The 12170-nt window shown below is 62.4% G+C and carries 10 protein-coding genes; 4 read left to right on the top strand and 6 right to left on the bottom strand.

Features of this window, described 5'->3' with window-relative positions:
- Positions 1–110: 110 nt before the first annotated feature.
- Complete coding sequence (locus ACFWYE_RS07960; protein WP_379110601.1) at positions 111–1523, bottom strand: purine-cytosine permease family protein; 1413 nt, start codon at positions 1521–1523, stop codon at positions 111–113.
- Between the two features lie 333 nt (positions 1524–1856).
- Here ACFWYE_RS07960 and ACFWYE_RS07955 point away from each other — a divergent pair, with 333 nt between their 5' ends.
- Entirely contained in the window at positions 1857–2861 is a 1005-nt protein-coding gene (locus tag ACFWYE_RS07955) for an asparaginase (RefSeq protein WP_379110599.1), read from the top strand.
- Between the two features lie 93 nt (positions 2862–2954).
- Here ACFWYE_RS07955 and ACFWYE_RS07950 read toward each other — a convergent pair whose 3' ends face one another.
- Entirely contained in the window at positions 2955–4334 is a 1380-nt protein-coding gene (locus ACFWYE_RS07950) for a TIGR03808 family TAT-translocated repetitive protein (protein ID WP_379061318.1), read from the bottom strand.
- Between the two features lie 151 nt (positions 4335–4485).
- On the opposite strand from ACFWYE_RS07950, the gene greA reads away from it, so the two are divergent.
- Positions 4486–4953, top strand: coding sequence for a transcription elongation factor GreA (gene greA / locus ACFWYE_RS07945; RefSeq protein WP_379110598.1), 468 nt, complete (start codon positions 4486–4488; stop codon positions 4951–4953).
- 68 nt (positions 4954–5021) lie between these two features.
- Here greA and scpA read toward each other — a convergent pair whose 3' ends face one another.
- Both scpA and ACFWYE_RS07935 read right to left on the bottom strand, forming a co-directional pair.
- Positions 5022–7139, bottom strand: a complete 2118-nt coding sequence (scpA, locus tag ACFWYE_RS07940; RefSeq protein WP_379110597.1) for a methylmalonyl-CoA mutase — start codon at positions 7137–7139, stop codon at positions 5022–5024.
- The gene (locus tag ACFWYE_RS07935; RefSeq protein WP_379073117.1) at positions 7136–8581 is read right to left on the bottom strand and encodes a methylmalonyl-CoA mutase subunit beta; all 1446 of its coding nucleotides are present in this window, start codon (positions 8579–8581) and stop codon (positions 7136–7138) included. The genes scpA and ACFWYE_RS07935 overlap by 4 nt, the downstream gene beginning before the upstream one ends.
- A gap of 186 nt (positions 8582–8767) precedes the next feature.
- On the opposite strand from ACFWYE_RS07935, the gene ACFWYE_RS07930 reads away from it, so the two are divergent.
- Positions 8768–10282 (top strand): helicase HerA-like C-terminal domain-containing protein, encoded by a 1515-nt coding sequence (locus ACFWYE_RS07930; RefSeq protein ID WP_379110596.1) that lies wholly within the window; start codon positions 8768–8770, stop codon positions 10280–10282.
- A 25-nt stretch (positions 10283–10307) separates the two neighbouring features.
- Positions 10308–10892 carry a GNAT family N-acetyltransferase gene (locus ACFWYE_RS07925; protein ID WP_379110649.1) on the top strand — a complete coding sequence of 195 codons (585 nt, stop codon included), beginning with the start codon at positions 10308–10310 and terminating at the stop codon, positions 10890–10892.
- On the opposite strand, the gene ACFWYE_RS07920 is transcribed toward ACFWYE_RS07925, so the two are convergent.
- Positions 10889–11062, bottom strand: a complete 174-nt coding sequence (locus ACFWYE_RS07920; RefSeq protein ID WP_379110595.1) for a hypothetical protein — start codon at positions 11060–11062, stop codon at positions 10889–10891. The genes ACFWYE_RS07925 and ACFWYE_RS07920 overlap by 4 nt on opposite strands.
- A gap of 172 nt (positions 11063–11234) precedes the next feature.
- Positions 11235–12074, bottom strand: a complete 840-nt coding sequence (locus ACFWYE_RS07915) for a DUF2066 domain-containing protein (protein ID WP_379110594.1) — start codon at positions 12072–12074, stop codon at positions 11235–11237.
- Positions 12075–12170: the final 96 nt, after the last annotated feature.

The raw sequence follows: 12170 nt of genomic DNA, 5'->3' as shown, positions 1-12170 counted from the left end.
GATCGCATTTGGTATGGTGGGCTCTTATGTTTATAAGATACAGACAGACGGGGCCGCCTTTTCATCGAAACGGCGGCCCCTTCTGTTTGTATCGATAGTCGACGATTGGATCATGCCCGGGCAGGCGCGTCCTTGGGCAGGATCATGGTCTGGGGCACGTTGGCGTTGCCGCGCGCCAGGAAGTAGTAGACCACCGAAGTGGCCACCAGTGCGACGATCCAGGAGATATCGGCGCCACCCAGCAGCACCGCGATCGGTCCTTCGTAAAGCGCCTGGTTCAGGAACGGGATCTGCACCACCACACCGAACAGATAGCAGCCTAACGCTACCCAGTTGTATGCGCCGTAACGGCCAGACGCATCGTAAAGTGCCGGGATGTCGACTTTCTCTTTCGAGATCAGATAGTAGTCGACCAGATTGATGGCACTCCACGGCACGAAGACGGCGAGCAGCAGCAGCACGAAGTTCTTGAAGGCCGACAGGAAGTTCGAGCTGGCGAAGATGGCGATTGCCACCGACGCCAGCACGAAGGCGACGATGTAGGCAATGCGCGTCGCCTGCGAGATGCGGTCCTGCCGGGTGAAGGCGCTGACCGTGGTCAGCATCGTCATCGAGCCGCCATAGGCATTCAGGCAGTTCACCGTGAGCTTGTTGGTGACGATGACGATGTATGTCAGCAGTGCGGCGAGCCCGGCTCCGGCAAGCTCACCCATGAAGCCGACCTGGTTCTGCAGGAACTTGCCGCCAAGAGCCGCCACGATGACGCCGAAGCTCATGGCGATCTGTGCGCCGATCGCCGAGCCGAGCAGCGTCGACCAGAAGGTGGTTTTTGCCGGCGTTGCGGTCGGCAGATAGCGTGAATAGTCCGCCACGTAAGGAGCAAAAGTCATCTGCCAGCCGGCGGCGAGTGCAACGGTGAGCAGGAATGTGGCGAAGCTGAACGGCTTCTGGCCGAAGGCGTCTGCGACATTGTATTGCGAGAAGAGCTGTATGGCGAGGTAGCCGAAGCCGAGGATGCCGACGACCGTGGCGATGCGGCCGATGACGTGGATGAGCTTGTAGCCGACCACCGCGACGATGATGGTGATGAGGCCAAACACCAGCATGCCGAAGGCTGGCGCCTGCACGCCGAACATCAGATTGATCGCCTGGCCGGACAGAACCGTGCCGGTGGCCGCGAACCCCAGATACATCAACACGGTCAGGATCAGCGGCAGGGCAGCGCCCTTGACGCCGAACTGCGCCCGGCTGGAAATCATCTGCGGCAGGCCGAGGCGCGGGCCTTGCGCGGAATGCAGCGCCATCACCGCGCCGCCGAGCAGGTTGCCGATGGCGAGACCGATGATCGCCGTCAGCGCCTCGGCGCCGAAAACAATGGACAGGGCGCCGTCGACCACGGCCGTGATCTGCAGGTTCGCACCGAACCACAGCGTGAACTGGTTGAAGGGCGAGCCGTGCCGCTCGCTTTCTGGAATCCGATCGATCGTGCGCCTTTCGGCCACGCCGGTTGATGCCGCTGCCATGCTTTCCTCCTCCCGAGAGTCGGTTTTGATCCGCTTGAAATATGATATGTATATACATAGTCGGGCGGGTAGTGAGTCAAGAGTGAGCGCTCTGGTTGTGTTTTTCCTGCCACTTGCTGGATACGGACCGCCGCATCGGGCTCGCTGAATCGAGATATCCTTTCAATCGAAAGGCTTATGCGTTTCTCGCGTCGTGGCTTGCGGTTTCGCTCGGCCGGCCTTGGCCCAGCCTGGAGTGGGCCTCAGGCCGCGTGCCATAGGGCCAATGCTTGCCGGTTGCGTGGGAAGCGCGGAGCCGCTACGCGTTCGGTGCGAAATCGAAGCGAGGATTCCATGGCCAATCCGGTTCTGGTCGAGGTGCTGCGTGGCGCCGTGGTGGAAAGCGCCCACCGAGGTGCGGTTGCAGTGGTGGATGCCGACGGAAAGACGGTGTTCGATATCGGCAATACCGCACATCCGGTTTTCCCACGTTCGGCAGTCAAGGCAATCCAGGCATTGCCGCTTGTGGAGAGCGGCGCGGCCGATGCCTATGGTTTCGGCAATCGCGAGCTGGCGCTGGCCTGCTCGTCTCATTCCGGTGAGCCCGAACATGTCGAGCTTGCCGCTGCGATGCTCGCCAAGGCGGGGCTCGATTCCAGCGCGCTGGAATGCGGTTCGCATTGGCCCTCCAACCATCAGGCAACGATCGAACTCGCGCGCTCCGGCGGCGAACCCAATCCTCTGCACAACAACTGTTCCGGCAAGCATGCCGGTTTCATCTGCACCTGCTGCCATTCTGGCATCGACCACCGCGGCTATGTGGCGGCGGGCCATCGCATGCAGGAAATGATCAAGGATGCGATGGAGACGGTGACAGGCGCCGCCCACGGCTCCTCCCATTGCGGCACCGATGGCTGTTCGATCCCGACCTATGCGGTACCGTTGCGCAGCTTCGCGGCAGGCTTCGCCAGGATGGCGACGGGTAATGGTCTTGGAGCGGAGCGTGCCAAGGCGGCGAAGCGGCTGCTCGACGCCTGCATGGCCGAGCCCTTCCTGGTTGCAGGAACCGATCGTCTGGACACGAAGCTGATGCGGGCGGCTCCCGGCCGCGTCTTCGTGAAGGTGGGCGCAGAGGGTGTGTTCTGTGCCGCATTGCCGGAGCTCGGGCTCGGCATCGCGTTGAAATGTGACGATGGGGCTGAGCGCGCTGCGGGCGTGATGGTTGCCGCCGTGCTGGCGAAGCTGCTGCAGGGTGACGCCGAGTTGGCGGTGAGGCTGGTCGAGTTCGCCAATCCGCCGGTCGAAAGCCGGCTGGGTGCGCGGGTCGGCCTCCTGCGCCCGACCGCGGCGCTGGTTTGACGCTTGAGCGTTTCCGGTTTTCACAGAAACGCTCTAGCTTTCTGTTTTTAAGCAATTCCAGGAAAACCGTTCCACACTTTTCCTGGAATTGCTCTAGCTCACGCGGTTTCTTTCCACGGTGAGATGCGTGAAGCCGGCATTGCCAACCTCGGCCAGGTCCACGGTTACCGGCTCTGCCCAGCGCTTGCCGATAATGGCACCATGCAGCACCTCCTGCAGTACATTGTCGGTGATGATCGTCGGCCCGGCGCCATCGACGACGCTGACGGCAATGCCGATCCCGGCCTTGCGCACGACATTGCCCGTCGCCACCACGTTGCGCAGGTAAGGTCCCCAGCCGAGCTGCATGCCGCATTGGGGGGCGTTTTCCACGATATTGCCGGTCACCGTGGTGTCGGCCTCGACACCGATGCCGATACCGAATCCGCCGACTTCCGCCGGGTACGGGCCCGTGGTCGAAAGATTGCGCACGATGTTGCCGCTGCAGGTCGCCATGCGCCCGCCTTCGTTGAAGTTGACGATCGAGATGCCGTTGGCTGCACCGTCGACAACATTGTTGGCGATCGCGGCCCCTTCGAAGGTGAATTCGGCATAGAGCGCGGTCTCGCCGGAGCGCAGGCAACTGTTGCCAATGATCTGCACGTTGGAGCCTGAATTGGCACGGATTGCTGAAAAGGCGCAGTCGCTGACGATGTTGTTGGAGATGAGGACACCACCGGCACGGAACACGTTGATGCCGTTGCCGTTCTGACCGGTGCCGCCATTGCGGGCGGCGATGCGGGCGATGCGGTTGCCAATGACCATGGTGCCGTCTTCGCCGATCTGCCAGCGGTGCACCAGGATGCCGCCGTTGGCGCAGTCGCTGACGGTGTTGGCGCTGATGGCAAGACCGGCGGCGTCGACCGACCAGATGCCGGCGTCCGCGGCACCTGTGATGGTGCAGCGTTCGATACGCCCAGCCGCTCTTTGCAGTGCAATACCATTCTTGGAGGCGTCGTTTACCTGGCAATCGTCGATCGAAAGGACTTTCACCGAGCGCAGATCGAGAAGGCCGGAAACGCCTTCGCCAAGATATTGTTTGGCGCCGTCGAAGACCAGGCCGGAAAAGGCGATGTGGTCGGCATTGTCAGCTGACAGGAACGGTCCGCCACCGCCATGGATCAGCCGGGTGGCACCGGCCGTGCCGCTGAGCCGCACGCGTGGCGGTAGCACGAGACCGGAGACGATATAGGCGCCGGGCGGTAACAGGATTGGCTGATTGGCGTCGCTGGCTGCTTTCAGCATCTTGCCGAAAGCGTCACTCTGGTCGCCGGTTGCGCCTGGCCTTACGCCAAAAGCTGCAGGGTCGATGCCACCTGTGCTTGCCGAACGCTGCTTCGCTGCCGTCTGCTTGGCCGCCGCGGCCAAGCCCGTCGTCAGCCCGAGCCCGGCAACACCTGCGGCGAAGCCAAGGAGGTGGCGTCTGTTCAGCATTGGCGCGATTCCTTGTTTTCCAGGCTGCCGGGCAGGGACCGTGCCATGGCGATGACCGGCTGGCTAGGTGCACCGCCATAAAGAGATCGGCAGCAACGTCCTGTGTCGCTCCCGGCTTGTTAAGCTGGCTAGCCAGTCCTAAATTCGCTTTATGAGCAGAGCCTTCACCCGCGAAGAAGACAGCGAAAATGCCATCGCCGGCATCGGTGAGCGGCCCGTCAGTGCGCATCGCAATCTCGTCACCGTGGATGGCCTGGCGATGATCGATGCGGAAATGGCCTCGTTGCGCGCTGCATTGGCCAATGCCGAAGCGGACAGCGACCGCGAGCGTATCGCGCTGGTTTCGCGTGACCTGCGTTACTGGAACGCACGACGCGAAAACGCCGAACTTTCCGTTCCCGAGCCCGACGGCAGCGTCGTGCGCTTCGGCATGAGCGTGACGCTGGAGGATGAGGCGGGCAAGACGGTGACATGGAAGATCGTCGGCGAGGATGAGGCTGATCCCGCCAAAGGTTCGATTTCGCATGTTTCGCCGATGGCACTCGCGCTGTTCGGCAAAAGCGTGGGCGACACAGTGGCGGTCAACGGCCGGGAATGGGAAGTGGTCGGGCTGCGGTAGCCGATCGTCAGAACCATACTGCCCGTGTCGCCAAGCCTTGGCTGCGCATTCTTCCTTCCTGGATTGCTTCAGTCGAGCAATCTGTCCACCAGTCGTTCCGCGGCTTCCGGTATCACCGTTCCCGGTGGGAAGATCTCGGCTGCACCGGCCTTCAGGACAGCATCGAAGTCCTGAGGCGGGATGACCCCACCAGCGACGATCAGCATGTCTTCGCGGCCGAGCTTCTTCAGCACGGCTTTCAGCTCCGGCACCAGGGTGAGATGACCGGCAGCCAGCGAGGAGACGCCGACGATGTGGACGTCGTTCTCCACCGCCAGCTTGCCGATTTCCTCCGGTGTCTGGAACATGGCGCCCACCGTCACATCGAAGCCGAGGTCGGCAAAGGCGGTGCCGATCACCTTCTGGCCGCGATCATGACCATCCTGGCCGAGCTTGGCGACGAGGATGCGTGGCCTGGCGCCGTGCTTTTTCTCGAAGACGGCGATCTTCTCCTGCAAGCGGTCGACTTCGGGGTTTTCGCCGAGTGCCGCGCGGTAGACCCCGGATATCATCAGGACGGAGGCGACATGGCGCCCGAACGCCTTTTCCAACGCCAGCGAGATTTCGCCGACGGTCGCCTTGGCGCGGGCGGCGCGGATGGCGAATTCCAGCAGGTTGCCGTCGCCCTGTGCTGCCTTTGACAGATCGTCGAGCGCCGTCTCGACAGCGCTGACCTCGCGCGTCCCTTTCAGTTGCTGCAGCTTCGACAGCTGTCTTGCCCGCACTTCGGCATTGTCGATCTTCAGCACGTCCACTTCGATGTCACGCTCTGGGCGGAAGGCGTTGACGCCGACCAGCACCTGCGCGCCGGAATCGATCCGGGCCTGCGTGCGTGCCGCGGCTTCCTCGATGCGCAGCTTCGGAATGCCCTTTTCGAGAGCTGCCGCCATACCGCCCAGCTTTTCCACTTCCTCGATATGGGCGCGCGCGCGCGCCACGAGTTCGTGGGTCAGCCGCTCGACATAGGCCGAACCGCCCCACGGATCGATGATGCGGGTGGTGCCGCTTTCCTTCTGCAGGATGATCTGCGTGTTGCGGGCAATGCGCGCCGAATGGTCGGTCGGCAGGGCAAGTGCCTCGTCGAAGGAATTTGTGTGCAGCGACTGGGTGTGGCCCTGGGTAGCCGCCATCGCCTCGATCATCGTGCGCACGATGTTGTTGTAGGGATCCTGCGCCGTCAGCGACCAGCCGGATGTCTGGCTGTGGGTCCGCAACGACAGCGAGCGCGGGTCCTTCGGTGCAAAATTCTTCTCGATGAGTTCGGCCCACAGCAGGCGCGCGGCGCGCAGCTTGGCGACTTCCATGAAGAAGTTCATGCCGATTGCCCAGAAGAAGGAAAGCCGTGGCGCGAATTTGTCGATATCCAGGCCTGTGGCAACGCCTGCCCGCACATATTCGATGCCGTCGGCGATGGTGTAGGCGAGCTCCAGGTCGGCCGTCGCGCCGGCTTCCTGCATATGATAGCCGGAGATCGAGATCGAGTTGAACTTCGGCATGTTCCTGGATGTGTAGGAGAAAATGTCCGACACGATCCGCATCGAGGGTTTCGGCGGATAGATATAGGTGTTGCGCACCATGAACTCTTTCAGAATGTCGTTCTGAATGGTTCCGGCGAGGTCTTTCTGCGAAACACCCTGTTCTTCGGCGGCGACGATGTAGAGCGCCAGGATCGGCAGCACCGCGCCGTTCATGGTCATTGAGACGGTCATCTCGCCAAGCGGGATGCCATCGAAGAGCTGGCGCATGTCAAGGATGGAATCAATAGCGACACCTGCCATGCCGACATCGCCGGCGACACGCGGATGGTCGCTGTCATAGCCGCGGTGCGTGGCGAGATCGAAGGCGATGGAAAGGCCCTTCTGCCCGGCAGCGAGGTTGCGCCGGTAGAAGGCGTTGGATTCTTCCGCGGTCGAGAAACCGGCATATTGCCGGATCGTCCAGGGCTGCTGGACATACATGGTCGGATAGGGGCCGCGCAGGAATGGCGACAGGCCCGGATAAGTATCGAGACTCCCCAGGCCCTCGAGGTCGACCTGATCGTATTGGCGTTTGACCGCGATGCCTTCCGGCGTCTCCCAGGTGCCATTGGTCGCAGTGGACGGCGCACGCGGCGCCACCCAGTCCATAGTGCTGAAATCTGGAATCAAGCCGTTCCTCCGGCCACAACCAGGTCGTCACGGACCGGCGGCAGCGCTTCGCAAAATACGGTGCCGTCGGTCGGTACGATCCGCGGCGTGGCGTCCAGTGTCTCCACCGGTCGTTCGGTCTTCAGCGGATGCAGCGTGGTGCCGACGATGGCGCGTTCGCCACGGTGATAAGCTTCTGCTCGTGCCTTGCGGGCAGCGACGATGCGGGCCTGGATATGGCCATCCTTCAGGCTGGAAAGCACGCCGCCTTCTTTCTCGATTTGCTGGAATTCCTTCCAGGCTGCCTCGCACAGGCTGTCCGTCAGTGCCTCGATGCCACCGGAGCCGAAAGCCGGATCGCCGACATGGTCGAGATGGCTTTCGCGGGCGACGACAAGCTGCGTGTTGCGGGCAACGCGGCGCGCGAAAGCAGCCGGCAGGCCATGCGCGATGGTGTGCGGCAGGATCGAGATCGAGTCCGCGCCACCGACGGCTGCTGCGAAACACGCGATGGTCGAACGCAGGATGTTGGTTTCCGGGTCGAGTGCCGTGACCATCCGGTAGGATGTCTCTGCGTGCACGCTGGCCGGCCCTGGCTGGATGGAACTGGCCTCCAGCACCCGCGTCCACAACCGTCGCAACGCCCTGATCTTGGCGATCGACAGGAATTGGTCCTGGTCGACCGAAAGCGCGAAGCCGATATGCGGTGCTGCGTAGATCAGCGCCTGCCGTGCTTCTTCGAACAGCCGCAGATAGGACACGGCCGAAGCCAGCATAATGCCGAGCTCCTGCGCTTCGGTGGCGCCGGAATTATGGAACACGCGGCCGTCGGCCTCGAGCAGGACGCCAGGCACATCCATGGCGAAGAAATGCGCCAGCGACTGCGGCATCGAAGCCTGCAGGGCCTCGATCGACATGCGCAGCCGACCCGTACCAGCGAAAATCGCTGCCGGATCGATTCCGAAGGAGAGATTGAGCCTCGCCGGATCGACGCGACGCTTGGCCAGGAATGCGGTCAGCCAGTCGGCCATGGCCCGGCTTGCGGGGTGCACGTCGACACGCAGGTAGGTCTGGTCCAGCGGCACGCCTTCCAGCACGCGCTCTATCGTGTCGGGTGCATAGGGCAGGCCGTAGCCGAACGCGTTGGGGGCGCCCTCGAACACCAACGACAGTCCGGTCGCGCCCTGCGCAATGTCTTCGGCCACCTGCAGGCGGGCCCGCTCGACATCGGGATCATCGACACGCTGCGAGATGATCCAGGGCTTCAGAGGGTTGGCGCGCAGGCTGTGTTCGTGGCCGGTCGCGCGTTCATAAAGCGGGTCGATGCGGATGCCGTCGTCAGTCTGCGAAACCAGCTTCTCTTCGAAGGAGGCACCAGCCAGGGCCTTCTCGGCCAGCGCCAGCCAGCGCTGCCGTTGCGGATTGTCGGGTTCGCTCGGTTCGTCGATGGCTTTGCTGCCCATCATCTATCCTCGTTTGCCGGCCGCATCAGCCACTTTCAAATCACTCTAAGGTCCATTGCCCCGCATCGCAATGCGGCCAATGTCGCAAGGAGGTCACTAACGCCTTTGAATTTGGTGGTGGCGTTACTATACCTGCGACGGGACTGGTTTGTGACGATTTGCACAGCGGCTTTGCGGAGACGAGACATGGCTGACGAGACAAGCATCTTCCTGGGGGCCAGCCGCAAGCCGGACGACAGCTATCAAAGGCCGGAAAGCCTGCTGTTGCGCTATGGCAATCGGCACGGCCTGGTCACTGGTGCAACCGGCACAGGCAAGACCGTGACGCTGCAGATCATGGCCGAAGGTTTTTCGAATGCCGGGGTTCCGGTGTTCTGCGCCGACATCAAGGGTGATCTCTCGGGCATTGCGGCGATGGGGGAAGCCAAGGACTTCCTGGTTAAGCGTGCCAAGGACGTGAAGCTCGATCCTTATGAGTTTCAGGAATTCCCGGTCATCTTCTGGGACCTGTTCGGTGAACAGGGCCACCCGATCCGCGCTACTGTCTCGGAGATGGGGCCGCTGCTCCTGTCGCGGCTGATGAACCTCACCGAAGCACAGGAGGGCGTGATGAACATCGCTTTCCGCATTGCCGACGAGGAAGGCCTTCTGCTTCTCGACATGAAGGATTTGCAGGCGCTGCTCGCCAATATCGCCGAACGTGCCAGCGAGATTGCCGCCCGCTTCGGCAATGTCACCAAGCTGTCGGTTGGCGCCATCCAGCGCTCGCTGCTCATCCTGGAGCAGCAGGGCGGGGCCAATTTCTTCGGCGAGCCGGCGCTGCGCATCGCCGACATCATGCGCACAACGCGCGATGGCCGAGGTGCCGTCAACGTGCTGGCGGCCGACAAGCTGATGGGCAACCCGCGCCTCTATGCCACCTTTCTGCTCTGGCTGATGTCCGAGCTGTTCGAGCAGCTTCCCGAGATCGGCGATCCCGACAAGCCTAAGCTCGTCTTCTTCTTCGACGAAGCGCATCTTCTGTTCGATGATGCGCCAAAGGCGCTGGTCGACCGGGTCGAGCAGGTGGTGCGGCTGATCCGCTCCAAGGGCGTCGGCGTCTATTTCGTTACCCAGAACCCACTCGATGTGCCGGAGACGGTGCTGGCGCAGCTTGGCAACCGGGTGCAGCATGCGCTGCGCGCCTACACGCCCCGTGAACAGAAGGCGGTGAGGACGGCGGCCGAGACCTTCCGTCCCAATCCCGATTTCGATTGCGCCAAGGCGATCACCCAGCTCGGCACCGGCGAGGCGCTGGTCTCGACACTTGAGGAAAAAGGTGCGCCGTCCATGGTCCAGCGCACGTTGATCCGCCCGCCGTCTTCCAGGCTCGGCCCGATCACCGCCGACGAGCGTCGCAGGCTGATCGCCGAAAGCCCCGTCGCTGGGCAGTATGACGAGACCATCGACCGTGAATCGGCCTTCGAGATCTTGCAGAAGAAGGCTGCGGAAGCACAGGCGCCGCAGGAAAGCGGTTCTGGTTGGACGCTGCCGGATTTCGGTGGCGGCAGCCGACAGCCTTCGGGCCAGCAGCGCGCTCCGCGTCCGTCGAACCGGCAAACCGTCACCGAAGCCGCGATCAAATCGGTTGTTCGTTCGGTCGGCTCGTCGCTCGGCCGCGCCATTGTACGTGGGATTCTGGGCAGTCTCTCGCGCCGGTGATCCGCTTCGATCGCCGACGGCCGGGATGACAGTCGCACGTCGATCCTTGCACACGCAGCGTCTCGTCCTGAGACCGACCATTGCCGCGGATGCCGACCGGGCCTTCGCGATTCAGTCGGACTGGGATGTGACGCGCATGCTGCGCATGGCATCGTTTCCGCCAGATCTGCAAGAGATACGAGAGTGGTTTCACGATCAGCCGCGCGAGTGGCTGGCGGGTGAAGCCTATCGGTTCGCCGTTGAACAGGATGGGCGAATGATTGGCCTTGTCGATATCGATGAGATCGCCGCCGGTTTCGGCAGCCTCGGTTATTGGTTCGACCGCGCTGCGTGGGGGCATGGATTTGCACTCGAAGCGGCACAGGCTGCCGTGCATTTTGCCCGCGACGCCGCCCGGTTCGAAGGGCTCAAATCCGGGCATGCAGCCGACAATGCGGCATCCGGAAGGGTTCTTGTGAGACTCGGCTTCAATCTGATTGATTGCGTCGAGGTTTTTTCTCGGTCGCGCGGCGAGATGATAGATCAGCGCCGCTATACGTTGAACTTCGCCACCAACATAGACGATGGGATGTCCGCCACGAGCGAGAGCGACGCGCAACGGTGCGTCTAGCGACCCCGGCTCGGATCTTGCCGCAGAAGGTCGCTGGCCTCGACACGAGCCAGTTCTAGCAGATAGGCCAGCACGCCGTGGCCATCGCGTGCGGCCATTTCATTGTGGGTACTCAACAGCGCGCGTATGTCTTTCAGCGACTTGCGCTGCATTTCGGTGAGCGTTCGCATCCGTTCCTCTCCGGGATTGGCTCATTCAATGCGCTGTACATGCCGGCTGTGCTCCTTTCTGGGCATACGGCAAATGACGTATTTCGACGCGCCAGTACAACCTGAGGGCGAAGATGGTTAGCCTTTCGTCAAGGGCAGATTCGGCAGTCCACCAAGTGGGGGCGTTCAAAACTTATCGCGCCGAGACAACCGGCTCCGGCTGGCCGTTTCCCGACAGGATCTGTGCCGCTCCCAGCATGGCGGTTCGAAACGCATCGTCAAAACTGACGCCACGCACCTGCCAATGATAATCCTTGCCGTTGGCAGGGAGCTGCCAGTCACCGACCCAGCCGAGCGCCTCGTCGCGCCAGATCAGCGTGCCTGCCAGCACCAGGTCGCCACCCAGGGTTTTGGCCATGCCAGCCAATGCTTCGGGCTTCTTGTCCCGGGTTGAGCGGATATCGTCTTGCCCGGGCAGCACCAGCGGCATGCCGGCTTGTCTGGCAGCCACCATCAGGGCGGTGCGCATATCGGCTGCATTGGCGGCATCGCCGTCTTTTGCCAGCACGAAACCGTCGCCTTTCATCGGCTTTACATCGAAGAGCGCGACAATTGCGGGTCGCCGCGAAATCCACGGTTTGCGTGTCAGTGATGCCAGCAGCGCATCGATCTTGTCAGGCTCGAAATCGGTGGTGAGATATTGCGGCCGGTCGTAGGTGCCTTGCTCGTCATGCGGCGGCCGGTTGTTGAGCAGGTCACGATAGCTGAAATCCTTGACGTAGTCGGCCGCGCGGGCAGCCATTTCGCCAACGCGCGGATCGCTGGTGAGCCTTGGATCACCGGAAACCTTGACCAGCACCTCCGTGAGGCTGGGCGCCAGCGCTCGCGCGCGGTTCGCTTCGCCGAAACCGTTGGTCACTGATTGCGCGCGGTAGAGGTCGGCACGGTCAATTTCCGCTGCACTGGCAGGGCAGCCCGTTGCGGCCGCCAGCGCGACCGTCGCCAGAAAAACGAATTTCAAACATCCCCACATGCGCCATGTCCTCCGGAGCGCGAAGGCGACAGCTTAGAACATCATTCCGATAAGTGCAGATTTTTCCAACAGGATCGGACGCAAAGGAAAACAGCC

Origin of the sequence: Mesorhizobium sp. NPDC059025 (assembly GCF_042739655.1) — a bacterium.
Classification (GTDB): Bacteria; Pseudomonadota; Alphaproteobacteria; order Rhizobiales; family Rhizobiaceae; genus Mesorhizobium.
The sequence above is the reverse complement of the archived record's forward strand: the minus strand, read 5'-3'. Positions and strand labels throughout refer to the sequence as shown.

Coding starts and splice junctions, on each gene's coding strand:
- ACFWYE_RS07960 (WP_379110601.1), bottom strand. CDS start 1,523: ATGGCAGCGGCATCAACCGGCGTGGCCGAAAGGCGCACGATCGATCGG.
- ACFWYE_RS07950 (WP_379061318.1), bottom strand. CDS start 4,334: ATGCTGAACAGACGCCACCTCCTTGGCTTCGCCGCAGGTGTTGCCGGG.
- ACFWYE_RS07935 (WP_379073117.1), bottom strand. CDS start 8,581: ATGGGCAGCAAAGCCATCGACGAACCGAGCGAACCCGACAATCCGCAA.
- ACFWYE_RS07930 (WP_379110596.1), top strand. CDS start 8,768: ATGGCTGACGAGACAAGCATCTTCCTGGGGGCCAGCCGCAAGCCGGAC.
- ACFWYE_RS07920 (WP_379110595.1), bottom strand. CDS start 11,062: ATGCGAACGCTCACCGAAATGCAGCGCAAGTCGCTGAAAGACATACGC.
- ACFWYE_RS07915 (WP_379110594.1), bottom strand. CDS start 12,074: ATGTGGGGATGTTTGAAATTCGTTTTTCTGGCGACGGTCGCGCTGGCG.
- ACFWYE_RS07925 (WP_379110649.1), top strand. CDS start 10,308: ATGACAGTCGCACGTCGATCCTTGCACACGCAGCGTCTCGTCCTGAGA.
- ACFWYE_RS07955 (WP_379110599.1), top strand. CDS start 1,857: ATGGCCAATCCGGTTCTGGTCGAGGTGCTGCGTGGCGCCGTGGTGGAA.
- greA (WP_379110598.1), top strand. CDS start 4,486: ATGAGCAGAGCCTTCACCCGCGAAGAAGACAGCGAAAATGCCATCGCC.